This is a genomic window from Roseimaritima multifibrata, from assembly GCF_007741495.1.
In the GTDB taxonomy this organism is placed as follows: domain Bacteria; phylum Planctomycetota; class Planctomycetia; order Pirellulales; family Pirellulaceae; genus Roseimaritima; species Roseimaritima multifibrata.
Genome location: NZ_CP036262.1, coordinates 955,820 through 980,007, shown reverse-complemented (window position 1 = coordinate 980,007; position 24,188 = coordinate 955,820). Strand labels below are relative to the sequence as shown.

Genomic DNA, 24,188 nt, shown 5'->3' with positions numbered 1-24,188 from the left:
CAGCACCAGTGAATGAGGGGATACCATTGGCTCATTAGGGGACCTTACAATTGGAGCCCTGATTCATTTTCCGAAGCCCGCTGAGAGAGAGTGCGATGAGCCGAATACGTGTTGCTGGGATTAGTTTTGAGCATTTCCATATGGGAGATAACCTGCGCGCCGTGGCGGAGAATCCGGACGTTGAATTGGTCGGAATTTGTGATCCCCAGGAAGATCGCATGGCGGAAGCCATTCGCACCTTTGACATTCCTGCAGAGAAGGTCTTTACCGACTATCAAAAATGTTTGGCCGAATCACAGCCCGATGTCGTGGTCCTCTGTCCCTCCGCTGCAGACCATGGACTTTGGACCGACCGCATCATGCAGTTCGGCGCCGACGCCATTATCGAAAAACCGATGGCAGCATCGCTGGCCGAAGCCGATCAGATGATCGCAGCCGCCCAATCTGCGGGCAAACGATTGATGATCAACTGGCCGCTCGCTTGGTCGGCTCCGCACCAAACAGCCAGACGAATGATCGAAGCGGATGAGATCGGCGAAGTGATCGAAGTTCACTACTACGGAGGCAATCGTGGGCCTCTGTACCACGGCGCGGACAAACGCGAAACGACCGCCGAGGAAATCGCTCGCGAAAAACCGAAAAGTTGGTTCTACTCCAAGGCCGCTGGCGGCGGGTCTTTGCTGGATTACATCGGCTACGGGACCACGATCGGGACCTGGTTCTTCGGCGGCCGCAAACCGATTGAAGTAACGGCTACGGTCGATCAGCCCGAAGGCCTTGAGGTGGATGAACATTGCATTGCGGTCGCTCGATACACGACCGGATTAAGCAAGTTTGAAACACGCTGGGGAACCTTTACAGATCCTTGGACCCATCAGCCCCAGCCTCGGTGTGGTTTCGTGATTGTCGGGACCAAGGGAACCATCGGCTGCTACGACTACCAGACAAGCCTGTTTGTGCAAACCGAACAGAAGCCCGCAGGGTTTGAAATGGCGGCCGACCCGCTGGCGCCGGAATCGAAGAACTTGATTAACTACTACGTCAGCCGAGTCCAGAACGATCTGCCGATCGATGGACCATGCAGCACCGAAATATCAAGGATCGGGCAGCAGATCGTCGATACCGCCATCAAAAGTGCAGCTGAGCAGAAAACAATCAAACTGCTTGGCTAAACCAACCGATTCCATGCCCCAAATCGTTCAGATTACTGAGCGATTAGTTGCAGCGGATTGAAATGGACCTCAGGATTTTCAGTCCGCTGCTGCTCGATTTCGGAATCGCTGACCTGGGTTCCTTGAACGTCAATCTGCTCCAACGTTTTAAAACGAAGCAATCGCTTGACGGTTTCAGCGGTCACCTGGGTCCCAGTTAACCAAACGGTTTCCAGAGGCGTCTGCGCCGCTAATTCCGCCAAAGCCGGATCACCAATTTTTGTCAGACTGAGATCTAGTTCGCTTAGTCGACTGGCTTGGTGCAACCACTCGGCAAGGGAATCATCAATCGCAGTTCGTTCCAAGTTCAGCTGATCCAACGATCCCGGCGCCGGAACCAAACGCGTTACATCGGCGGTATCGACCGCCAAGCCGCTCAGGTCTAACCATTGCAGATCGGGCTGCGGCGGCAACGCTGCTAGCCCGGCCGCGGTGACACGGGTCCTACCCAAACAAATGGCTTTTAAAGACACGTCGGTCGCCGGCGGAAAAAGACGCTGGTCATCCAAGCGAAGGAAGGGGATCATCTGCTTGGTGATCGCTTGAAGGTCCATCGGCGGTGAGACGATCGGCGGTTCCTCCGCAAGCCGCGGGATGGCGTATTCCTTTGTCAGCTGGGCAAACAAGGCCTGTTGATAACGATGGTCCTGGTCGTCCATAAGCAGATGCGTGTAGGCGGCGGCATGGGCATACCAACGGGCTAAGTCCTCGCGTTGCTGCGCCGCGATCCGCCCAGCAGGAATCAGTTCGGCTAAAGGCATAGAATCACCAGCGCTCAACCAACGATAGCGGGCAAACTGCAGTCGCGGAGATTCCCAGCCACCGACCCAGCCTTGCGTCTTGCCGAAACGAACCGATTCCATATAAGTGGCAATTCCCTCGATCAGCCAAAACTGCGAAGCTTCGCCCGGCAACTGATCCGGTTTCAACCGTGACCGAGTTGCCTCGCTAAGCAATTGGTGCGTCAATTCGTGCTGCCAGGTCGCTGGGTCGGCTTCTTCTCCGGCAAAAAGGAAAGTGCAGCGCTGCGGATCCGAATAAAAACCGGTCGACCGTTCGATACCGGGAACGTGGGGATTTAGCGTCCGGATGTAATCGGCTGCGTCTTTGAACAGCACGACTTGCATCCGCTGATTGCCACGACCAATCGCCCCATCCCCGCGAAGGCCTCGACCGACGTCGGTACGCCCTTCCCAAAGAGGAAAAAAGACCTGGGCCCAGACCCAGTAAAATCGTTCCAGCTGTTCGCCAACGCTCGCGATGGCTTCAGGATCTGCGGTGGAAAAGATCGTAAAATGAGCGGTTTCAACTTGCTGGTAACTGCCGGGCCGCCAACGCAAAATCGGAGGCGCGGAGCGACCGCGACGTGTGACCACCTGAGACGTTTTTGCGGGGGGCAACCCCAATGCTCGGCGAGCCAGCAGGTTGCCGGGATCCGCATGATGGCACTGCCAGAGCGTGTGAAATGCTGCGGCGGCGTCTCCGGCGGCGATTTCGCTGTTCGCTTGCTGCCACAAGGTTTTCGACTTTGCCGCGTCGCCTGCCTCGGCGGGCAACGGAAAATAAACCAAGCGGCAGTCAGGACGCTCTGCCAATAGCAGCGGCATCCCGGCCGAAGCGAACCATGCCAGAAGGATTAAGCGGAGCATCCAGGTCGACTTTCACGAACGGCAAATGAAACGGAAGTTTCCCTCCATTGTAAACCAAACTTCGCTTTCGCTATTTTCCTTGGATGACCTGAGTCACGATTTCCGCAGCTCGCTCGCAAAGGGCTTCCGCTAAACGGGCTTGGGGGGCTTCGGCGATCAAACGAATAATCGGTTCAGTGTTGCTGCCCCGCACCAGCAACCAAGCATCGTCCCAGGCTAAGCGAAGCCCATCTTGCCGATCCTGTGTTGCATCGCTCATCGATTCAGCGATCGCATCCAGGACCGCTGGCAACTGATCGCTATCGACCGTTGCGGTGGTTTTATGAATGGCGAACGCCGGAATCGTCGCGGCGATATCGGCAACGGATTGGCCGCTGGATTGCATTAAATCCAGGATCTGTGCCATCCCAACAAAACTGTCACGAACATAACCAACACGTGGATCGATAGGTCCGCCATTCCCCTCGCCACCGTAGGTCGCCTGTTTTTCGATCATCAGGTCCGCGACATTCGCTTCGCCAACAGCACTTCGATAGACAGAAATTCCCGCTTGCCGCCCAAGTGCTTCCGACATCGCACTCGTTGCACAATTAATCACCATTGGGCCCCGTGTCGCTTCGTCCTGCAGCGCTCGCAGGATGCACAGCGTCAGAGTGTACTCCTCGCCAATATAGTTCCCTTCAGAATCGATCAAGGCCAGGCGATCCGCGTCAGGATCTTGGCAGAAACCGATGTCGCAGTTGGAATCACGAACTTTCTCGGCGATCCCTTTCAGATTGACGGCGGTTGGTTCTGGCGTGTGCTCAAATTGTCCGTCTGGCGTTTCCCCCATGATCACAAATTCGCAGCCCAGAGATTCCAGCAAGCGACGCCCAAGGAGTGCGCCTGCACCATGGTTGCTGTCCAACAGGACTCGAAAAGCACGGCTGCGAATGGCCGCCACATCGACCGTTTCCAATACTTTCCGTAAATGTTCCGAATGAGGATCTTCCAGACGGGTCAAAGTTCCCAGTTGATCATGGGAGACCCATTTTGGAAAATCGTTTTGGTACGCATCGCGAATCGCTGCCCCCTGTTTTGCGTCCAGGACTCGTCCGTCCGCACCAAACAGCTTCATCCCGTTGTAGGGCGGCGGGTTGTGGCTGGCAGAAATCTGAACGGCTCCGGCTGCCTTATGCTGGCGGACCAAAACGCCCACGGTGGGGGTGGCGGCAACATCTGCGTCCAGGACATCCCGCCCGGTGGCTCGCAAAGCGGCCGTCAGCGCGTCCCGCAGGACCGGGCCGGTCGCGCGGCCATCGCGGGCAACGATCAGAGGGCCTGGACCAGCATGGGCTGAAAAGGCTGCTGCGTAGCGAGCGACGACAAGAGGGTCCAATGTTTCGCCAACAATTCCGCGAAGCCCACTTACGCTAATGATCAGTTTGGACATGTGTGAAGCCGGTGCAAAGCAATGTGCGAGAAGGGTGGATATCGGTGCATTTCTATCGTCATAGCCTAACGCTGTGCGGCTTTTTCGGCGACCCGGTCCGTTTCACATCAAGCTAAAACCCTCTAGAATCCCCGCGTCTATCTTCTTCGTTTCAGCGAGCTGCAATTACATGACTTCCACTGACAATTCCGGATCGGTTCTTTCTGTTGATGAAGCGTTGAAACAATTAAATCAAGCTGCCGAGCGCGGCGAGGTGACCGCTCCAGCCGTTGAGAACATTAAACGCTGGCTGCTGGAACCTCGCTATGCGGACTATCGCGACCGGATCGTGCAGCACATTGCCGATCAAAAATGGCAGAAACTGGATGACGTTTTCTGGACGGTAATCCCCTTCGGAACCGGAGGGCGTCGCGGCCGAATGTACGAATTCGGTTCCAATGCGATTAACGAACGGACGATCGGCGAAAGTGCTCAAGGGCTGGCTAACTACGTTCGCGAACAACTAGGAAGCGACGCCAAACTATCGTGTGCGATCGCCTACGACACGCGACATCGCTCGCGCGAGTTCGCCGAACTATGTGCTGGTGTCATGGTCGCCGCAGGATTCAAAGTTTATTTCCTCGATGAATACCGCGCGACCCCTCAGTTGTCTTTTGCGGTTCGGTCCAAAGATTGTTCGTGTGGGATCATGGTGACCGCTAGTCACAATCCCCCTTCAGATAATGCGGTAAAGGTTTATTGGTCGTCGGGTGGTCAGGTCTTGCCGCCTCACGATAAAGAGATCGTCGCCCGGGTCATGGAATGCGATGCGATCGAAAAAATCGATTTCAATACCGCTTTGGCCGAAGGGAAAGTTGAAATCTGCACGGACGAAATCGATGCAGCCTATCAAGATGCAGCCTATGCCTGCCAATTGGGCGGTCCTCGTGACGTCAAAGTTCTCTACTCTCCACTGCACGGTGTGGGCGCCTACGCGACGATTCCCCTACTGAAGCGGGATGGATTCAAAGACGTCGAAGTTTATGAACCGCACGCGGAACCGAGCGGAGATTTCCCCAACGTCCCCGGTCACGTTTCCAATCCCGAAAACAAGGCTGTCTTCGACAAACCGATCGAATATGCCAGAGCCAATGGATTCGACATGGTCCTGGCGACCGATCCGGACGCCGACCGCGTTGGTGTCGCGGCTCCGCTCACAAGCGATTCCCAAGGCGAATGGGATACGCTGACAGGTAACCAGATTGGTGCGATCCTGGAAGAGTTCATCCTGTCACGCCGAAAAGCTGCAGGGACTCTGTCACCCGAGCATTACGTGGTGACGACGTTGGTGACAACCGCATTGATCGGCAAAATTGCGAAGCAGTATGGAGTCGGCTGCGAAAGCAATCTGCTGGTCGGTTTCAAATGGATCGCGGGAATCATCGATCGCGATGGCCCTGACAAATTCGTGTTTGGCACCGAAGAATCGCACGGTTATCTGGTGGGGCAGTATGCCCGTGACAAAGATGCTCCGGTTGCCTGCATGTTGCTTTGCGAATTGGCCGCCCAATTGAAAGCGGATGGGCAATCGTTGCATGAGTATCTAGCCGCGATCTATCAGCGCCATGGCTATCACAACGAACACCTGATCAACGTGGTGATGGAAGGAAGCGAGGGGATGGCCAACATGAAAAAATTAATGGCGACCTTCCGCTCCGATCCACCAAAGCAACTGGGCGGAATGAAAGTCACCCAAGTCCGCGATTACGCCAACTTGCAAATTTTGCCGGCTGGTGGAGGGACTCCAATGAAGCTGGACGGCCCTGTGGGTGATTTGGTTATCCTGGATCTGGAGCAATCGGGAAATTATGTCGCTGTGCGTCCCTCGGGTACCGAACCGAAGGTCAAATTCTATATATTTACCTGCTTGCCACCGGCGGAATCGCAAGATGTCGCCGCAGCCAAAGAGGTGCTCAGCAAGCGGAACCATGAATTGATCCGCGACGTCGAATCGTACTCGGCAAAAATCTAGCCCCGACCATCGATAAACGTTTCCACCCAAGGCTTGGCAGCCTGGAAACAGCACCCTCCCAATACCAGCTACCTTCTTAACGGAACGGCGCAAGCCGTCCGCTAGGAATACCGCCCGCAGATGGCATTGAGCATTCTCCGTCGGGAGAGTGAAGGATACAGAAACGCTGCCATGAATCATCCGGGCTAGGAAAAGCGGGCAGGTTCTAACGGTTTTGCGTTTTGCCACGGCATGTTGCACTGTTGCATCATGCAGGAGCAAGGATCCAGCGGGCAGCAAACGAATCCTGAGGTACTTTTCAGCGGCCGCCGTCGGTCGCTTCTGTAGGTTGCGATCGCTGAAGACGGGGGAAGTTGTCGTCCACCAAACTTCGTTGACCCATGCCCGCCGCAACCTCGAATTCTGCAAACCGTTGGCTTCATTACGGCATTCTTGTCCTGCTGGCTCTAGCGGTCGCCAATCTATTGGCGTGGCGAAGTATCGAACCCGACCTGTGGGGACACATTCAGTACGGGGAAGACTGGATCCATGCGGGGGCAATGCCGACAACTGCTAGCCATACCTATTCCACTCCGGATCATCCGTGGGTGAATCACGAAAATCTATTTGAACTGGCGGTCGCGGTTGGCCAAAGAACGCTGGGTGGCCTGGGACTGATGGTCCTCAAATGCGCCGCCGGACTGTGGTTGCTGTGGTTGATGATTCGCAGCGCGGCCGCCCACGATGTACCGATGGTGGTTGCCGCAGTGGCAATGCTGCCCGTTGCGGCAGGCCTGGGAGAATTCTGGTTGATGCGTCCCCAGCTGTTTAGCTTTCTCTTTTGTGGCGTCCTGCTGTTTTCCCTTGATAAAGCTTTTCGCAATTGGCAATCGTCATGGAGTGTCGACTGGAAGTGGTTGATCCTGTGCGTCCCTGTGATGGTATTGTGGACCAACGCCCACGGTGGGTTTGCAGCTGGACTGTGTGTGCTGCTAGCCGTGCTGGGGCTGCGAGGAATTGAATTCGTTCTCCATCGACGCAAGATTACAAAGCACCACGATGATTCCACAACCGTGCCGAACCTGCGTACGCTGCTGTATCTAGGCTGCATCGGCCTAGCATCGATCGCTGCGATTTTCGTTAACCCCTACGGCTGGGAACTGCCGTACTGGATGTGGATGTCGCTGAAGCAGCCTCGCCCGGAAGTTTCCGAATGGGCAACCATCTTTGAGGGTGGAGGGGTCATTGTCCCATTCTTCACCCTCTGCATTTTGTCCATCGTCGCCACCGTATGGACCAAACAGAAAAGAGACTGGGTGCAGATCGTGGTCCTCGGGTTGATCGCTGTCCAGGCGATCGGGCACCTGCGCCACCTTGCTTTCTTTGCAATTGCGTTTGGGTTTTGGATGCCCGTACACATCCATTCACTTTGGCAACAAATCGTGAAGTGGCGACCTAGCCTGGGACAGTCGCAAGAAACGTCCCCTCTGGCAACTCGACTGCTGATCGGAGAATTTCTGTTGGTTGCCGGAGGATTAGCAGGAATCTTGGGCTACACCTTCGCGAACTTTGGCGTGGACCGCAGCAAATACCCGGTTTCGGCTTTTGAATACATGGCGGACGAGCAACTTGAGGGACGATTGGTCGTCACGTTCAATTGGGCTCAGTACGCACTCGCCGCCTTGGCGCCAACGACCACCGTCGGTTTCGACGGGCGATACGACACCTGTTATCCGCAGACCGTCGTCGACATGAATTTCGACCTACTGTTTGGCCAGGACCTAAGTCGCCGTCATCGCGGGCCGGATTCCGGTCCCGTCGATTCCAATCGAGTCCTTGAATTTGGGAATCCCAACCTGGTATTGCTAGACCGCATTGCCGATCCCCCTGCCGTTCAACATTTAGAGCAGCATCCGGACTGGGTGCCACTTTATATGGATGGGCTTGCCGGGTTATGGGGACGGCGGACCGTCTATGACGATCCCAGCAAATCGACCTACCTTCCACCCGAGCGACGGCATTTATCCGACGTTGTTCCCGCTGGAATTGCCCACTGGCCCGGCTTCCCCGATCGGACGGGGAAGCATGCTTTTTCACCGGACGTTGCGACCGCCGTAGCGGCCCAACGTCAGCAAGCTAATGATGTTTCCATCCAGCTGGTGAAACAATCTCAAGCGAACTAGGTTAAGTACTCTTGCTTCTTAACCAAGCCTGGCATGGGCACAGGGTATTTGCCTTCTGCATTCGCTTGCAGCGGCGATGGACCATCCAGCGTCAGGCTCTCGATTCCGGGAGCAAATTCGTGCTCACAATTCAAGAATTGATCCAGCGTGATCTCTTGACCGGTGTGAGCGGCCATCCGGCCGAGTGAAGCGACGGCACTTGCCATGACTCCACGTTCGACTTCGTTGTACGTTTCGTCGTTACGTACGGCGGCAATCAGATCGTCCCATTCCAACTGGTAAGGATTCGGTTCCGGCTGCGGGAATTCCCAGGTCATGTTTTCTGGCCGCATGTCCTGGTTTTTGAAGATCCGCGATTTCGCTGGCAGGTGTCCGGCGGTCGAAACAATCGCCGATCCTTTGCTCCCATGTGCGAAGGTTGCGAATTCTTGTTTGCATCCGGGGATGGTGCGTCCGTCGACCATCAGTTTAGCGCCATCGGCGAAGGTGAACTCCATCGCGTAGGAATCAAAGTTCTGATCGATATGTTCTCCGCGATAATGGCGTCCGCCAGATGCCATGGCTTTGACCGGCCAGTCGTTCTTCATCCAGCATCCTTCGTCGATGTTATGGATCAAGAAATCGCTAACCGCACCACCGCTCAGCCAGAGAAATCCGTGGAAGTTTTTGATCTGGTACATCAGTTCGCTGATGCCATCGGGTTTCGGCATCACGGCTGCGGACGCGGTCGGTCCGGCCAGTCGGTAGGCGCGAAGCATATTCAGTTCGCCGATTTGGCCATCCTGAATCCGATCGAATAGTTCCCGACGACCGCGGCAATGCCGGCACATCAAACCGACAGCAACTTTCAGATTTTTCTCAACCGCTTTCTTGTTGATATCCAGCATCCGCAGGGAGGTCGGCCCGTCGATGGTAACCGGTTTCTCCATAAAGACGTTCAGTCCTTTTTCGATCGCATACTTGTACTGCACCCAGCGGAAAGCAGGCGGGGTCGCGAGGATCACGATATCCCCTGGACGCAGGCAATCCATCGCTTCTCGGTAGGCCTCAAAACCCAAGAACCGTCGTTCTTCGGGGACATCGACGCGAGCTTGAAACTTTTTGACGCCGTGCAGTGCTTCGTACTTATTCCGCAAGTTCTTTTCAAACACATCGGCCATCGCCACCAACTTGATCGGACCGTTATCGACCGACAACGCGTTTTGGGCAGCCCCCGTGCCACGGCCTCCACATCCGACAAGTGCAATCTGAATCGTATTATCTTCGGCTGCGTGAGCTTGCCTAGCAGCACCGGTCACCATGGCGCCGATTGCAGCGGCTTGGCCGGAACGTTTAATGAACTCGCGGCGGTTCGACATCGTTGTTAATTCCTTGGTATGGGAAGAATAAACGGTAGGCAAGCTCGGCGGCCTGAAACCGTTAAACCCCTATTCTAACCAAGTCCGCCAAAGGAGGTGTAGGATTAGGCAGACTTTGACGGTTGTGCCAAAGGAGCCAGAGGAACAGAGGAAACCGAAGTGGGGAGAGCGGATTAGCCGATGGGAAAGAACGACGCAGTCAATACGTTGAGGCGGTGGAACCGCCACGTCGAAACACTCTAGCACCGCTGATTTTGGCGGATTCCCCTTCACAAGGATGGCCGCTATGAAGTCGCTACCAAAACGAACAAAATTGCTGGCACTGTTGGCGGTCATCTCAGCATCCGGGTCTGTCTTCAGCCCTGCTGCGACGGCCGGCGAGTGGTGGCACGAATTCAAGCACGAAATGCACATTGGCTACCACCGCAACAATGTGTGGCCTCAGCCTTTTTCGGAGATGGCCGCCTACCAGACCCGTGCCCCATTCCATGTGATGGTGCAGAAAGGCTGGATGTTGCACAACACCATCGGCCACGAACTTTTCCGTGACGGCGACGGTGCCCTTTCGGCAGCCGGTCGTGACCGCGTCCACTGGATTGCCTCGCAAGCACCGCAGAACCGGCGAGTCGTCCATGTGCTGCGAGGGACAAGCGAAAAAGAGACCGAAGCTCGCGTCGATGCCGTTCGGTCGGCCTTAAGTCATATGGCCGTCAACGGTGCTCCGCCAATGGTCTATATAACGGACGTCAATCCAGCCACCTCGCCCGGTGCCTTGGCATCTCAAATCACACGGGCTAGAGAAGCCGCAATGCCGAAGCCTGTGCTCCCGTCGGACAACCTAGGCAACCCATAATCGCATTGCATCGCCAGACTCGCAAGAAATAATTGCGAACCACGATCGAAAACTTATCAGGGCCGTTTCCAGTGGGAACGGCCCTGTTTTCGTTAAGGATTCCGATGATTCCTCTCCATATTCGCCAGCCCCCCTCGCCTGTTTGCCTTTCCCCGTTTTGGTTGAAATTCCGTCGCAGGCAAAAAACGGTCAAGCGGCTTAAGTGGAGTAACCGATGAAATGGGTAATCGCCCGAGAATAGGAACATTCGTTCGGCGATGGAGCATTCAGGGGAGAACCAGGTGATGACCAAGCAAACAAAAAACAGACTACAAATATCCAAGCGGACCGCGCTTGGAGCAGCTCTACTCGTTTGTTCGGGCTGTGTAAGTGGAGGTGGGCCATCACTTGCTGGACTGAACCCCTTCAATAAAAACGCCGAGCCAACGCAAACCGCCGGGATGGAAACTTCCGAATCCAAAGGGATTACGGGGACTGTCGCCGCAACGGCTCAAGGAGCTCGGGGACAGGTTAGCACCATGTCCTCAGCTGTCAAAAGTGCCTACGGCAAAACGACATCGAGTATCGCGGGGATATTTTCTCCTAAGTCAGAAGAGATGGTCGACGCGATGGGGCAAACCATTCCCGCCGATGATCCACTTCGTCTAGATAACAAACCCGACTCGATTGGCCCTGAGGTCTTTGTCGCCAATGGTCAGCTGTGGGAAACCACCGGTGACCTCGACAAGGCCTTGGAGAACTACAATAAAGCGTTGAAAGCCGAACCGACAAACGCGCCTGCTTTGGCAAGCGTCGCTCGTTTAAAATTTCGGCAATCGCTTTACAAAGAAGCCTCCGACTACTTCCGCCAAGCGGTTCAGTCGGCACCCAACGACGCTTCCTTGTACAACGACTGGGGTCTAGCCCTTTCGAAACTTGGAGAGCACGAGGAGGCCGCCAAGACGATCCAAAAAGCATTGGCGATCGCTCCCGGAACCGCTCGCTACGCCAACGTGCTGGCCAGCGTGCAGTTTGACGCAGGTCAATCCGACAAAGCGTTGGAAACCCTGACTCAGCACAACAAACCTGCGGTCGCCCATTTCAACATGGCTTACTTGGAATTCAACCAAGGAAACTATGATCGAGCTAGGCTGCAGCTGAACAAGGCTTTAAGTTTCGAAGACGATGCTTCGGACGATTCGGCGGTTCGCCGAGCGATCGATCGCTCCAAAGAACTGTTGGCTCGACTGGATGGGCCCGCGGGACAGATTGCGAACGTAGCTCAAGCTGCCCCGCAAGCCTACGACGCGGCAAAGCAACTGTCTCAAACCGTCAATCAGGTCATGGCCACCAGCCAGCAACCAGGTGCGGAACCGACAGCGGACCAGCCAGCTGCAAATCCTGTGGCAGGACCGTTCACCTTGCCGCCCGACTTCTACAAACAACCAGCTGCTCAGACCGCTCAGCAACCTTCGGATACCAGCTCGCGATAGAGCCGCAAAGTTTGCAGTCAAACGAAACATCGCTGCCGGCCTGTTTATCGGGATCGGCAGCGATGTGATTTAATGGTGGCAGCGCTCTAGTGGTTCAAAAGCGGCGACCGATGGTTCGTGACGTTCAAGCAACGTCGATCCGTTGTCGTAACAAGTTTTTCCCAGGTAGCGACAGCGAACAACTTCTAGCCGCATCCAGAACGTCGGCAACAGCAGCCGCACAGTCTCGGTTGGGTAAAACTGTTCGGAAGCAAGGAAGCCGATTCCTTGTTTGGAAAAGTCGCAGGTATAGATCCCCAGGGGAGTCGTCGAGCGATGAATCGCTGGCACCCCTCCTTCGGGTATCAGCAGCGCGCGCGTACGAATTCGGACGCGGCCTCCGCGACGTTCATCCATCGGTGACGAATGTGCAAGTCCCGTCTCCTGGAAAAACCTTTCCAAGCACTCCGGTAACTCGATGCCCCAATGGGTCTGGCCAATTAATTGTGCCAGCAATTGCGAGTAATTTCTTCCCAACATGCGAAGATCTCCGGATCAAATGCGGTTCCTAGGTCTCGTTGCATCAGCTCTATAGCCCGGGCTTTTGCCATCGGGGTGCGATAGGGACGATGGCTTGTTAACGCTTCAAAAACATCCACCACGGTGCAAATTTTCGCCCAGGGATGGATTTCATTGGCGGTGACTCCAACGGGATATCCCCCGCCATCTAACCGCTCGTGATGCTGATAAACCATCATCAACTGACCACAAGTCACATCGGAACGTTCCGCGACCTGAATGAATCCCAAGGTCGGGTGCCGTTTGATTTCGCGAAATTCTCGCTCATCAAGGCGGGCCGGTTTTGAAAGAATTTTGTCGTCGATCTCAAGCTTGCCCAGATCATGGATCAGGCCGCCCGTTGTGATCTGTTGGATATCCTCTTTGGAATACCCCAAGTGCTTGGCAAGGACTCCCGCGTAAAACGCGACGTTGGCCGAATGGGTAAAAGTCGCGTAATCATGGCTTAAAACGCGCGACAGATCGCTCGCGGCAAAGGTGTCCTCGCTAAGAATGTTTGCGGTGAGCGTCCCTAATTCATGGGCCGATTGAATGGTTTCATTCGCGTCACCACCGGCGAACGCATTTTGCAGGATGTCGCGGACGACCGCCCCCAGAGCCTCGGTTCGCGCCGACACAGGCAATGACGATTCGCTATCCGATTCGAAAACCATCTTGCGAAGATACTGTTGGTAATCGTCGCGTCGGTCCGATTCGATAAAGAGCCGCGATACGCCTCTTTCACGCAGCCGCTGCAGATCCTCGATCGTCAGTGGATAATCACTGCCGCGATACAGGACCAATCGCCTAGCCGATTCGTCAGCACGGTAGAGATCCGCATCCATGATTTGCGACGGAATGAGCGTCGAAACACTGATTGGAATGAAATCGGTTGGGAGGGACGAGTTGGGCACAGCATCATCGAGCAGGTGGCGACAAACAATGATTCTTCACCTCCAAATCTAGATTAACAATCGCATAAGTCACCTACAAAACCCGGGGGGTTCTTGCCCCATCTATAGAACAGCATATCCCAAACCGGCAGAACCGCAGATCCTGCCTCCCCTGCGTTACCGTTCCAATTGCCGCAGCAATCAAAAACGTTGCGGGTTGCACAATCGAAATCCAGAATGGGCGATCCAATCGCCAAGCACGCGCAACAACAAAGGGTGCAACACTGCACGCATTCCCGATGCCGCTCCTCTTCAAAGAGCGTCGATCGCGGGTGGTGGATAGTGACCACGAATAGCGCACCGACGGCGTTCCCCCAAGACCGCCAGGCGCGATTGGCCCCTAAGAGGCAGGATCGTTTGAAATCGGATCCTCATACGTTTCGATCCCATCGGCAAAAGGCGACAGCTTGTCCGATTCGCGTTGCCTCCATTCTTTCTGGACAATCAGGCGAGCCCCCTTGGAAAAGGTTGCATACGCCCAACACCATTTAAGGAACACAAACAAACGATTCCGAAACCCATTGAGGAAATAGATGTGAATCGTTAACCACGCAAACCAAGCGATCAATCCATTTTTCTTAATCGAACCGGACTGCATGATCGCCCGCCGGCGGCCGATCGTGGCCATCTGCCCTTTGTCACGGTAATGAAAAGGTTTTCGGTTCTGGACAGCGGCAGGTTGATTCGCTTTTACATTCGCTTCTCGCTCGCCCACTTCCGTCAAGATCAAATCGGCGACGTACCGCCCAGCTTGCATCGCAACGGGGGCCAAACCGGGAAGCGGTTTCCCTTTTTCTCCTTCAACATGGGCAAGGTCGCCAGCGACAAACACATTAGAATGTTCGGGGATCGACAGATCTTTGCCCACGATCACCCTGCCAGCTTTATCAAGTGGAACGCCCAACAGAGCGCCGATCGGATTGGCCTGCACGCCTGCGGCCCACAACACGGTTCCGGCGTTGATGGTTTGGTCACCAATGACGACTCCGCCTGCATTGATGTCGGTAACACGATTGCCCAGCACGACTTCGACGCCAAGGTCTTCGAGGGCTTTCGTCGCATAGTCCGCCTGATCTTGTGAAAACTGTTTCAGAATCGAATCTCCGCTTTGAACAAGAATGACACGCGCATGAGTCGAATCGATGGTCCGAAAATCCTTTGCCAAAGCATGCCGCGCCAGCTCTGCGATCGAACCCGCCAATTCCACTCCCGTCGGCCCTCCGCCAACGATCACGAACGTCATCCAGTGATCTTGCTCTGCTAAGTCATTGGTCCGTTCGGCCTGCTCAAAAGCAACAAGAACGCGCCGGCGAATTTCGGTGGCTTGTCCAAGATTTTTTAGTCCTGGGGCAAATCGTTCCCATTCATCTTTTCCAAAATAACTATGGCTAGCGCCACAGGCGATGATCAGATAATCGAACGGAAGGGTGCCTCCATCGTAGCCAACGATGCGGTTTTCCAAATCGATCGAACTGGCGCGTCCCAGCAGCGTGCGAACACGACGATAGGGTCGCATCAGAGCTCGAATGGGGACCGCGATATCCGATGGGTCCAGCCCCGCCATCGCAACTTGGTAAAGCAGCGGTTGAAACAGATGGTGATTTCGCTGGTCGATGATAGTGACCGCGACCTTCCCCGATTTACCTAGTTTCCTGGCGGCATTGATTCCTGCAAATCCACCGCCAATGACGACCACATGTGCCATGTCTTGTCCTGTCAAATTATCCGTTGGTCAAACGATTAAGAAATCGTTCCGAATTCCCAAACCGATCGATACGCGTTGGCTTGCTCGAAAAAATCAAGCATCTGGCGATAAAACGGATTGTGTGCCAGCGTCGCGCTCTCTCCCACCACAATTAGTTTTCGTCTCGCTCGGGTTAAAGCAACATTGGTTCGCCGAGTATCTGCAAGAAATCCGATTTCTCCTTGTTCATTACTCCGCACCATCGTGATCAGCACGACTTCTTTTTCTCGACCTTGAAAACCATCGACGGTACCGATTTCCAAATCAGGGATATCGATCTGATTGCGAAGCAGACGGACTTGAGCCGCATAAGGGGCGATGACGGCGATCTGGTCGCCGGTTACTCCGGCATCGATCAGGCGACGCACCAATTCAACGATTAGCGTTGCCTCACCCGGATTCCGTTTGCTTTCCCCTTCCGGTTCCAGTTCTTCACGTAGTTCCGCACCCGACGTGTCAATGTAGGTGATGGGATCGATCGTTAGATCCGTTTCCTGGATTCCCGGCAAGTCACACAGTTGATGTTGTTTTACCGATGCGTCGGCGATCAGTTCGTTCTCATAGAACTGCTCCGATGAAAACTGCATGATTTGTTCGTGCATGCGGTACTGCACGGTCAACCGTCGAAAAATAGACGCCCCTTCGCGTTCCACCAGACGTTGCATCAACGATTCACGCAGGCCCGCCGCGGCCGCTTCATCACTGAGAACTGTCGGCGGCAACTGGCAATGGTCGCCTGCCAAAACCAATCGCTCCGCTCGCAGGACCGCTTGCCAGATACTGGGGACGGTTGCTTGGCAGGCTTCGTCGACGACAACAAGATCGAACCAGCGTTCGCCAAGCAGATCGTCATCGATCGTGGTCGTTGTGCAGATCACATCCGCGGTATCAAGCACACTTCGAATCACCGATTTTTCCAGTGAACGAATCTGCCCACGCAACTGACCGGCTTCCGCGAAGAGGGCCCCTTTGCGATTGCGTCCCTGCTTGCCGCGGTACCCTTTGTTGCCAGCACGGACCAATTCCTGAACCTCGCGGCGAAGGTCGCGGATCACGCCGGTTGTCGGGTCGTTTTCAACCAGTTCGTCCAAGGTATGTCCACGGAGCGCTTCGAAGACGCGTGCCGGGTGACCGACTCGTAAAACGTTTGGCAACATTCCAACCAATCGTTCCAGAAGATTATCGACCGCGGTATTGCTGGGAGCACAGGCAAGCACCGTGTCACCGCGTTGTACGGCTTGGTAAATAATTTCTGCCAGCGTTGTTGTTTTGCCGGTCCCAGGCGGGCCATGCAAAATGGCGACGTCTCGAGCCGCCATTGCAAACCGAACGGCGTCTTCTTGTGGCGGGTTTAGATCGCTCCAAATCGGTATGTTTTCGGGCTCATCAAAACGGGCAGGGCGACTTCCAAGAAGGATGTCGCGCAGCTGACGATTCCGCCCTCGAGCCGTCCGTGCTTGATTCATCGCGGCGACTTGGCGACGCCGTGTAGTTTCATCGGCAGACAGATCGATTCGAAAACGATAGCCCTCCGGCCAAGCATCGGTCGCCACCTGAATCACATTGGCTTGGCGACGACTGACGACGCCAGGGATGCCTTGATCCTTAGGGTCGCGGTCATCGCTGAGGACAACAGGGACTCCCACTTTCAAGCGGTTGCTGGGCAGAGGGGCGTCATTCGGTTTGCTGAAATCAAGCAACCACCGGCCTGCGAGTCCGGTCTGATGATCCACACATTCCAGGTCGACAAGGGTTTCCCCTCGCTTTTCGACGTCGGCGCGGGAACGATTCTGACGCCGTAGGACCATTCGAGCACGCTCGGCGACTCCTTCCAGTTCCAACCAACGGCTCAGTTCGTCATAGTAGGCATCCGGCGACCCTAGGGCTTCTAATGCGACCGATGCGGATGCGTGTTTCGAGGAACGAGACTGCATTCAGTAGAACTTTTTCAAAGGGGCGTCTGACAATCATTGAACCCGATCCGAGTCGAGATCTGACCTATGTTAGCAGTTTTTGCAATTTGGACACTGCTAGCCAGTGGAATCACCGCGTTGCTTTACTTTTTAGACAAACGAGCTGCCGCGAAGGACCAGCGGCGGATTGCCGAAAAGACGTTGTTGGCTTGGTCGCTATTCGGGGGATGGCCGGGGGGCTGGCTGGCAAGTCGCAAATTCCGCCACAAGACGCAGAAGTGGTCCTACCGCGTTCGGTTTGCCAGCTGCGTGTTCTTAAACGTGGCCACCACCAGCCTGTTCTGGTGGTGGTGGCTCAATCGCTAGCGGGAAAGTCTAGAAATCGCGGAAAGGACCGCGCGGCTCAGATTCGGCCATTTCGGTTAGCCAGTCTTGATAACGTCCTTTCACTTTTTTCAGGACGTTGGGGTGCTGCTTAGACAGGTCTTTGCGTTCGCCGGGATCTTTGGAAAGATCGTACAATCCTTCGTTCCCCGTGCCCATGTCGGTCCACTTCCAATTGCCAACACGAGCCGCTTGCAGGTTGCGCCGCTTCCAAAACATTTCGGTTCGTGGCGAAGGTTGCTCGCCACGCAGGGTAGCCCACCAGTCGTAGCCATCCAGCTTGGTGTCGGCGGGTAATGGAGTCTGACAAGCACTGGCAAGGCTGGGCAGAATATCAAGACTGGTAAGGAATGCGTCGTTCACAGCCCCCGCAGGAATGCCACCGGCAGGCCAGCGGATCAGGCAGGGGACGCGAATCCCTCCTTCCCAGACCTGGGCTTTGCGTCCACGAAGCGGCGAGTTGTCCGCACCTCCGCTTCCACCGTTGTCCGAAAAGAAGAGGATGATGGTGTTATCAAGACGCCCTTCTTGTTCAAGCTGTTCCAGCAGTTTCCCGATCGCGTCATCCATACAAGTGACGGCGGCTCGGTAGTCTCGCTGGCGGGCCGCTGGGGTCGTGACTTTTGCTCCGGGGGCGTAGCGATGCTTAGTGGCAATACGCGTTTCAGATTCAACCGCAGGGTACATATCCTTGAAGGCCTGAGGCGCCTGCACGGAGGAACGAATAAGAGGGTCTAGCGACGACGAGTTATGTGGTGCGTTAAAAGGCAGGTACAGAAAGAATGGTTGCTTCTCTTCAGATTCCTCACCACCATTCTGATGAAGGAATCGAGCTGCCTCACGATAGAAAAGGTCGGTGCAGTAGATCCCCTTGTCGGCGGTCGTCGGTTCAAGGTTTCGGACCATGCTGGGAACGCCGTAACGCTCGTGAGTGAAGTAGTCGATGCCGGTATTGGTGAAACCATAAAAGTCATCGAACCCGCGAGACGTTGGCAGATAACGACGCAACGTTCCCAAATCCCATTTACCAAAAATACCACTGACATAGTTACCGGGCTTCAACACCTCAGGGATCATCTTCTCGCGTTCATCCATTCCCCCAATGCATTCGAAGGAAACGGCGTACTCTTCGGGCGTGTACCGATATCCGTAGTCAGGAGCCTCATTGCGAATCATGTCGTAGATGCCGTTTCGCTGTGGATAGCGTCCGGTCAACAGGCTGGCACGCGACGGCGTACATGCCGGCCAAGCGACATAGAACTGCGTCAGCCGCGTCCCCTCGTTGGCGATTCGATCGAGGTTCGGGGTAAGGATTCCGTTGCCCAGAAGTCCTAAATCGTTGTACCCCTGGTCATCCGAGACGATCAACAAAACGTTTGGGCGTTCGCTCGATTCCGCTCGACCAGAACTCGCCAACAATCCCTGTGAAATCAGTGCCACACAGGCGATTAGAAGAAGCCTTGTCTGAACGTCAAAACACAGATTCGGGAAGGCTGGGCGGCGAAGAACGGTTCGGTGAACGCGGCAAGGTGTATTCACAAAAACCCTAAACATGTGGAATCCTCTTCTCTAGGTGGCGGGTAGTCGCTGGACGTTAAACCAACATTGTTCCAAGCAAGAGCCTAAATCGCTTAAAAACAGCAACTAGGATGCCCAGCATAACGTGGCAGAGGGTGTGATGCAGTTAGCAGCGAACATCTGAAAGTGTCGCAACGATCGGGGCACCCCTCGTCACAATAATCGTGTGTTCGTACTGTGCGGAAAGATTCTGGGGGTGTGCGAGGAGAGTCCACCCATCATCCGCTTGAGTCACGCGAGTACTTTTGGTTGAAAGAAATGGTTCAATGGCAACGACTTGCCCCAGTTTCAGTCGGCGTGTATCCAGACGATCAAAGTAGCTGACAATCCCCTCAGGCTCTTCATGGAGACTCCGCCCGATTCCATGGCCGGCAAGATCATGAAACACTTTGAACCCATGTAACTTCGCGGTTCGCTGAACGGCTCTTCCGATTCGATTGATCGGAGCCCCTGCTCGAGCTTCGGCGATCGCCAGCTTTAATGCCAATTGAGTGGCATCACACAAACGCGTCTTGACCTTGGCCACAGGCGGCACAACAACGGTCCCCCCCGTGTCGGCAAAGTAACCGTCCAATTCGGCGGAAACATCGACATTTACAATGTCCCCAGCCCGAATGATTCGGTCACCTGGAATACCATGTGCAACCTCTTCATTAATGCTGATACAGGTTGCCCCTGGAAAGTTGTAAGTGACCCTGGGCGCAGACTTGGCCCCAAAGCGATCCAGCAACTCGTCTCCGACCTTATCCAATTCAGCGGTCGTTATTCCCGGTTCCACCGCGTTCAGCATGGCATCGCGAGCTCGGGCAACAACCCGTCCAGCATTCAGGACCCCATCAATATCGTCCTGATTTTCTACGGTCATCGTTTTACCCTATTCCAGCTGAGCGAGGACTCACAGCAGAATCCACACCGAGATTGCAGCCGTCATGTCGAAACGCAATGTGCAAACTCGCAGATCGAGTGCACCACACCGTTCTCAAAAGAGGCATACAAAGTGACAGATGATTCGCCCACCGAACCGATCTTGCGAGCTTTCAGCATACCTACCCGAACAAAAACGAGCAATGTTCTTCAGTTCCGGCCCCTAGCCAGCGATACGAATCTCCATTCGTTGATGCGAACTCTCAATCCACTTAATCAAGAGAGCAGCCGGAGCAAATCAGTCGAAGAACATTATCAAAATCAATTGGTTCGCCGCGTGCGTCATTCGCTGTCGAAAGCGATGTTCAACGCTTCAACGTTTGCTGAATCGTGAAGCTGTTTCATTTCGGCGTCGGAGAGGGCACGATCAAAGACCGCCAAGCCACCGAATCGCCCGATCGTCGCTTCGCCCGTGAACGAACCGACTGCATAGCGAGCCCCAACGGTGAAATCAGCACCCCCGCTAGGCTTTGTCGTGGCATGCTTTTCGGGATCGTATTGAAAGATACCACGTCCGTGATAATAGGGATTCATGCCGCGATCGCCGCCGCCCGGCCCTTCCTGAGTAAAATAAGGATCGTCGCGTCTATCTTTTTTCGCCTGTAGTTTACGTGGTTCCATCACGCCATTCACATAAGCGCGAATGTACTTGCTGTCATACGTGAACCCAAGCGTACACCACTTCTCCTCGGGCACTTCGCTGACGGACGCCGCGTAGTCAGCACACCATGGAAAGGCACTTCCGTCGGCTCGCCGAGTCACACCACCTTCGCTGGAGATGTGCGGCACAAGCTGACGCGGCCCCCCGTACGTTGGCATATTCATCAACAATGCGTACTGCCGCGTTCCGGTATCGTCGTTGCGTCCCTTGCCTTCGCTCCACATCCCCGCGATCGTACGGCTTTGCTTTAAGTCAATGATTCGCACAACCGCAAACATACTGACCTGAGCATCAGGCCCCGAGATATTCAGTTTGCCGGTTTCAGCGTATGGGATTTTAAAGTAGTGCTTTCCGTCCAGCTTTGCGGCGTATCCCGAATACGGACCACCCTCAACACGAGGAATCGATCCTCCGACTTCCGTCAAAGGGAGGATCTCTTCGGTGCCAGTCGAAAGCCTGGGCTGCCCGGGTTCTTCGCCGAAAGTCCAAAACCCAACAACTCCTGGCATCTCTTCAACAATCGCACGATCCCCAGCGGGGGAATCGCCAGCGGCCAGAGACGCGATTACGCTCAAGCAGGCGAAGAGGGAAAGAATAGGTGCAGTGCACTTCCGATGAATCATCTGTGTAAACCTGATGCGTGTGACAATGGAAACTGGCCAGCTGAATCAAGACAAAAGTGATCAACAAGCTTGCCAGCAGACAAACGTTGACAGATCCAAGTCACTCACCACGAACGGGACGGTGACGAAGTAGTTTCTGGTGTTCCAAAATGTTGAATGAGACCACTCCTGGCAATCAAGCCAGAACTTCTTCGAATTAGGTTAATGCGTGCCTTCACCGCATTCCACCGATTTCCCAATTGCGGTGGCATAAACCCTAACTTTACAGCAGGATCTTCCGTCCCTTTTTCTAAAACGTTCATTGGAGTCATGCATGGGCCCTGACAAGCCTGGACAGGAATCCCACGGACGCATGAAACACCCCATATTCTTTCCTGGGCATTCAATGTTTTACGTGCCGAGCAATGATACACCCAATCGGTTTGGTTGCCGGTACACGCACAGGACGTTTTGCGACGACATCGCGTAGGGCTTCACACAGGTCCTCTCGCGTGGCTGCGGATCGACGCTTTCCGAAGCCCACATATTTGTCATCGATTCGTCCTCGATAAAGGACGGTTCCAGTGGGATCGACAACAAATACTTCGGGCGTCACCATCGCGTCCAACGCCTCAGCGACGGCTAGATCGCTGTCGATAAACGCGGGGATTTGGATTGCAAATTCCTCCGCATGCGTGCGAGCGACTTCCGTTGTCACAACCGGCGACGGATAAACCAAGAGAAATCGAACTCCGTGTGGATGGAATTCGTCCTTCATTCGCTGCAACGCAGGTAGATAGCTGTTGGCGATCGGACAATCGGTTTTGGCGAAGAAAATCACCGTCGCAATTTTGGATTCGCCATTCCGCAGCTTGGATTCCTTCCCGCTAAAGTCCGTCCCAACCAAATTTGCGACGGTCGCAGGGGAGTGGACTTGGCCAGTCGTGGCATCCGTGGCGAACCCGACGCCACCACGTCCACACACGAAAATAAGAAACAGAGCACATATCCAAGGGAAGGGACGTTGCCAGAAGGAAGTTATTATCATGATTCAGACCACTGAAGTGTTGGAAGAAGATGCTGAAAGGTTGAGCGTATGGGCTTAGGAATCGTCGTCGCTCTGCATCAGTTTTGCGTAAAGTTCACGAGCTCGTTTCAGTTCGGCCGAACTTAAAGTTTGATCCGCGTCCAGATCAAAAAAGTCCAGCAAGTTGTTTCGATGAGAAACAGGGATTTCCTCACCTTGCAGGGCACCATCGTGGTTGCGATCGAAGAGGGTCAACAACAGGTTCACACCGGGTTTTAGCCCCGTCAATCGGCTAAAGCTTTTGGTGCGAGAATCGATGCGACGACGGATACTTGCAAGTGTAAACCGCTCAATATCTTGTTCCAGAACCTCACGGTCAGCTTCCGTTCTTGCGACCACGTGCAGCACAATCGACCCCATTTCGTCATTCGATTCTCGCCCCCACTGGACGCGTCTGGGTGGAGAGAACGGATTGCTAGGATTTGAATCCGAGTTGTCGTATCGGATCTGGACTCGCAACATGGTCCCCTTAGGGAGCGAGATCCGATTTTTGAATTGATATTGATCTTGCCAATCTAAATCCCATGAATCAATTCGCAGCAAGTCGAGCTGTTTACCATCGGGTTGGATAGCCGTCATACGCATGCTCTTACATAGATAATGCGCATGCCCTCCGATCTCAATTGCTTCGACGTCGATCGGCAGTTTATAGGTATCGGCGACCAAGTAGTTTTCATTGCCGGCCGGAATATCGATTCCCGCACCGATGCCGAACAAGGCAGGTACTTGGATTGGAATGATCCGCTGGGAAGGGGGCTGTTTAGCAAAGTAGAGCCCCAGTTCGGCTTGTTCGTTGACTTCACGGCCGATCGGATGGAAGTGCGTCTGCATCACGATATCGCTTCCGGCAGGCAGTTTTCTCGCAAGGTCGTCAGGCAGTCGATTCGGGATGGCTCCAGGGACGTAACCTCCCAGCCCACGATTCATATTCTTTGCGATCGCGTCAAAGCCTGATCCCGAAGGGCTGAGGAAACTCATTCCACTGAATCCGGTCTGACCATCCCGTTTGCTCCGAGTTCTCGCGGTACCATCGGGGTCGACGAAAAAGAGAGCATGATGAACGGTCCCACGCGCCATCGAATGAAGCTCCATCGCTTTAATCCATCGATCATCGGCCAAACCGACCGGCATTACAAACGAACGATAAATATCGGGACCTTCTGCGGGCACCGCAAACGGTTCTCGCATCCGCACGACTAAATCGGGTGGCCCCAATGACCAAGCACTGCGTTCGTTTACACTGTCAAGCGGCTCAACAGGCAAATCCACCAACTCGGCTTCGTATTCAGGGGAAGTCAACTGCGACACCCACTGTTCGATCAAGTCTTTTTCTTCAGGCGTCAAACGCCGATCGTTGGCAAACTTGATCCCTGTCGGAACGGGCTTCCATGGCGGCATGTATCCGTCTTCAACAACGGCCCCAATCGTTGCGGCCTGACGGACCACGTCGCTTCGCGACAACAACGAGAATGGCCCGGACTGCCCAGGACGATGGCATCCTGCACAATGCTCACGCATGATCGGCGCTATATCACGATCGTATGCAATGATTCGATCTTTCGCTGCTGCGGAATTCCATGCCGTCACACTGGAGGCAACCACGGAAACCAAACCGATCAAAAAACTTTTCAACAGACGCATCTTCGGTTCCTTCAAA

Annotated in this window: 18 protein-coding genes; 6 read left to right on the top strand and 12 right to left on the bottom strand. The window is 54.7% G+C overall.

The features are described from left to right. Positions 1–95: 95 nt before the first annotated feature. Positions 96–1,172: a Gfo/Idh/MocA family protein gene (locus FF011L_RS03660; RefSeq protein WP_145350224.1), complete on the top strand. Its 1,077-nt coding sequence runs from the start codon at positions 96–98 to the stop codon at positions 1,170–1,172. Between the two features lie 32 nt (positions 1,173–1,204). Here the strand turns inward: FF011L_RS03660 and FF011L_RS03655 are convergent, their stop codons facing one another. Together FF011L_RS03655 and glmM are read right to left on the bottom strand one after the other, a co-directional pair. After that, complete coding sequence (locus FF011L_RS03655; RefSeq protein WP_145350222.1) at positions 1,205–2,860, bottom strand: leucine-rich repeat domain-containing protein; 1,656 nt, start codon at positions 2,858–2,860, stop codon at positions 1,205–1,207. A 70-nt stretch (positions 2,861–2,930) separates the two neighbouring features. Beyond that, positions 2,931–4,292 carry a phosphoglucosamine mutase gene (gene glmM / locus FF011L_RS03650; RefSeq protein ID WP_145350220.1) on the bottom strand — a complete coding sequence of 454 codons (1,362 nt, stop codon included), beginning with the start codon at positions 4,290–4,292 and terminating at the stop codon, positions 2,931–2,933. A gap of 169 nt (positions 4,293–4,461) precedes the next feature. Here glmM and FF011L_RS03645 point away from each other — a divergent pair, with 169 nt between their 5' ends. Together FF011L_RS03645 and FF011L_RS03640 are read left to right on the top strand one after the other, a co-directional pair. Beyond that, complete coding sequence (locus FF011L_RS03645; RefSeq protein WP_145350218.1) at positions 4,462–6,303, top strand: phospho-sugar mutase; 1,842 nt, start codon at positions 4,462–4,464, stop codon at positions 6,301–6,303. Positions 6,304–6,683: 380 nt separating this feature from the next. After that, entirely contained in the window at positions 6,684–8,465 is a 1,782-nt protein-coding gene (locus FF011L_RS03640; RefSeq protein ID WP_145350216.1) for a hypothetical protein, read from the top strand. Here FF011L_RS03640 and FF011L_RS03635 read toward each other — a convergent pair. Further along, positions 8,462–9,823, bottom strand: a complete 1,362-nt coding sequence (locus FF011L_RS03635; protein ID WP_145350214.1) for a Gfo/Idh/MocA family protein — start codon at positions 9,821–9,823, stop codon at positions 8,462–8,464. The genes FF011L_RS03640 and FF011L_RS03635 overlap by 4 nt on opposite strands. A gap of 286 nt (positions 9,824–10,109) precedes the next feature. Here FF011L_RS03635 and FF011L_RS03630 point away from each other — a divergent pair, with 286 nt between their 5' ends. Together FF011L_RS03630 and FF011L_RS03625 are read left to right on the top strand one after the other, a co-directional pair. Next, entirely contained in the window at positions 10,110–10,676 is a 567-nt protein-coding gene (locus FF011L_RS03630; RefSeq protein WP_145350212.1) for a hypothetical protein, read from the top strand. A 518-nt stretch (positions 10,677–11,194) separates the two neighbouring features. Beyond that, on the top strand, positions 11,195–12,148 hold the full coding sequence (locus FF011L_RS03625; RefSeq protein ID WP_218932993.1) for a tetratricopeptide repeat protein: 954 nt from the start codon (positions 11,195–11,197) through the stop codon (positions 12,146–12,148). A gap of 69 nt (positions 12,149–12,217) precedes the next feature. Here the strand turns inward: FF011L_RS03625 and FF011L_RS03620 are convergent, their stop codons facing one another. From FF011L_RS03620 to FF011L_RS03605, 4 genes are all read right to left on the bottom strand, one after another. Continuing rightward, the gene (locus tag FF011L_RS03620) at positions 12,218–12,544 is read right to left on the bottom strand and encodes a hypothetical protein (protein ID WP_145350208.1); all 327 of its coding nucleotides are present in this window, start codon (positions 12,542–12,544) and stop codon (positions 12,218–12,220) included. A gap of 83 nt (positions 12,545–12,627) precedes the next feature. Next, positions 12,628–13,599 (bottom strand): HD-GYP domain-containing protein, encoded by a 972-nt coding sequence (locus FF011L_RS03615; RefSeq protein ID WP_246109709.1) that lies wholly within the window; start codon positions 13,597–13,599, stop codon positions 12,628–12,630. A gap of 379 nt (positions 13,600–13,978) precedes the next feature. Further along, entirely contained in the window at positions 13,979–15,343 is a 1,365-nt protein-coding gene (locus tag FF011L_RS03610) for an NAD(P)/FAD-dependent oxidoreductase (RefSeq protein ID WP_145350206.1), read from the bottom strand. Between the two features lie 35 nt (positions 15,344–15,378). Further along, positions 15,379–17,316 carry an AAA domain-containing protein gene (locus FF011L_RS03605; RefSeq protein ID WP_145350204.1) on the bottom strand — a complete coding sequence of 646 codons (1,938 nt, stop codon included), beginning with the start codon at positions 17,314–17,316 and terminating at the stop codon, positions 15,379–15,381. A 66-nt stretch (positions 17,317–17,382) separates the two neighbouring features. On the opposite strand from FF011L_RS03605, the gene FF011L_RS03600 reads away from it, so the two are divergent. Beyond that, positions 17,383–17,661, top strand: coding sequence for a DUF1294 domain-containing protein (locus tag FF011L_RS03600; protein WP_145350202.1), 279 nt, complete (start codon positions 17,383–17,385; stop codon positions 17,659–17,661). Between the two features lie 9 nt (positions 17,662–17,670). On the opposite strand, the gene FF011L_RS03595 is transcribed toward FF011L_RS03600, so the two are convergent. The 5 genes from FF011L_RS03595 to FF011L_RS03575 all read right to left on the bottom strand — a co-directional run bounded on the left by FF011L_RS03595 (position 17,671) and on the right by FF011L_RS03575 (position 24,172). Then, positions 17,671–19,119, bottom strand: a complete 1,449-nt coding sequence (locus FF011L_RS03595) for a sulfatase-like hydrolase/transferase (RefSeq protein ID WP_246109708.1) — start codon at positions 19,117–19,119, stop codon at positions 17,671–17,673. 244 nt (positions 19,120–19,363) lie between these two features. Further along, complete coding sequence (gene map, locus FF011L_RS03590) at positions 19,364–20,122, bottom strand: type I methionyl aminopeptidase (protein WP_145350198.1); 759 nt, start codon at positions 20,120–20,122, stop codon at positions 19,364–19,366. Positions 20,123–20,463: 341 nt separating this feature from the next. Next, on the bottom strand, positions 20,464–21,465 hold the full coding sequence (locus FF011L_RS03585; RefSeq protein WP_145350196.1) for a hypothetical protein: 1,002 nt from the start codon (positions 21,463–21,465) through the stop codon (positions 20,464–20,466). 382 nt (positions 21,466–21,847) lie between these two features. After that, a complete protein-coding gene (locus FF011L_RS03580) occupies positions 21,848–22,492 on the bottom strand; it encodes a redoxin domain-containing protein (protein ID WP_145350194.1) in 645 nt (214 codons plus the stop codon). Positions 22,493–22,546: 54 nt separating this feature from the next. Beyond that, a complete protein-coding gene (locus FF011L_RS03575; protein WP_145350192.1) occupies positions 22,547–24,172 on the bottom strand; it encodes a c-type cytochrome in 1,626 nt (541 codons plus the stop codon). Positions 24,173–24,188: the final 16 nt, after the last annotated feature.

Excerpts from the sequence above, each read along its gene's own strand:
- FF011L_RS03635 (WP_145350214.1), bottom strand. The coding sequence starts at position 9,823 with ATGTCGAACCGCCGCGAGTTCATTAAACGTTCCGGCCAAGCCGCTGCA.
- FF011L_RS03605 (WP_145350204.1), bottom strand. The coding sequence starts at position 17,316 with ATGCAGTCTCGTTCCTCGAAACACGCATCCGCATCGGTCGCATTAGAA.
- FF011L_RS03580 (WP_145350194.1), bottom strand. The coding sequence starts at position 22,492 with ATGATAATAACTTCCTTCTGGCAACGTCCCTTCCCTTGGATATGTGCT.
- FF011L_RS03620 (WP_145350208.1), bottom strand. The coding sequence starts at position 12,544 with ATGGATGAACGTCGCGGAGGCCGCGTCCGAATTCGTACGCGCGCGCTG.
- FF011L_RS03575 (WP_145350192.1), bottom strand. The coding sequence starts at position 24,172 with ATGCGTCTGTTGAAAAGTTTTTTGATCGGTTTGGTTTCCGTGGTTGCC.
- FF011L_RS03630 (WP_145350212.1), top strand. The coding sequence starts at position 10,110 with ATGAAGTCGCTACCAAAACGAACAAAATTGCTGGCACTGTTGGCGGTC.
- glmM (WP_145350220.1), bottom strand. The coding sequence starts at position 4,292 with ATGTCCAAACTGATCATTAGCGTAAGTGGGCTTCGCGGAATTGTTGGC.
- map (WP_145350198.1), bottom strand. The coding sequence starts at position 20,122 with ATGACCGTAGAAAATCAGGACGATATTGATGGGGTCCTGAATGCTGGA.
- FF011L_RS03660 (WP_145350224.1), top strand. The coding sequence starts at position 96 with ATGAGCCGAATACGTGTTGCTGGGATTAGTTTTGAGCATTTCCATATG.
- FF011L_RS03610 (WP_145350206.1), bottom strand. The coding sequence starts at position 15,343 with ATGGCACATGTGGTCGTCATTGGCGGTGGATTTGCAGGAATCAATGCC.
- FF011L_RS03625 (WP_218932993.1), top strand. The coding sequence starts at position 11,195 with ATGTCCTCAGCTGTCAAAAGTGCCTACGGCAAAACGACATCGAGTATC.
- FF011L_RS03640 (WP_145350216.1), top strand. The coding sequence starts at position 6,684 with ATGCCCGCCGCAACCTCGAATTCTGCAAACCGTTGGCTTCATTACGGC.
- FF011L_RS03600 (WP_145350202.1), top strand. The coding sequence starts at position 17,383 with ATGTTAGCAGTTTTTGCAATTTGGACACTGCTAGCCAGTGGAATCACC.
- FF011L_RS03655 (WP_145350222.1), bottom strand. The coding sequence starts at position 2,860 with ATGCTCCGCTTAATCCTTCTGGCATGGTTCGCTTCGGCCGGGATGCCG.
- FF011L_RS03585 (WP_145350196.1), bottom strand. The coding sequence starts at position 21,465 with ATGATTCATCGGAAGTGCACTGCACCTATTCTTTCCCTCTTCGCCTGC.
- FF011L_RS03645 (WP_145350218.1), top strand. The coding sequence starts at position 4,462 with ATGACTTCCACTGACAATTCCGGATCGGTTCTTTCTGTTGATGAAGCG.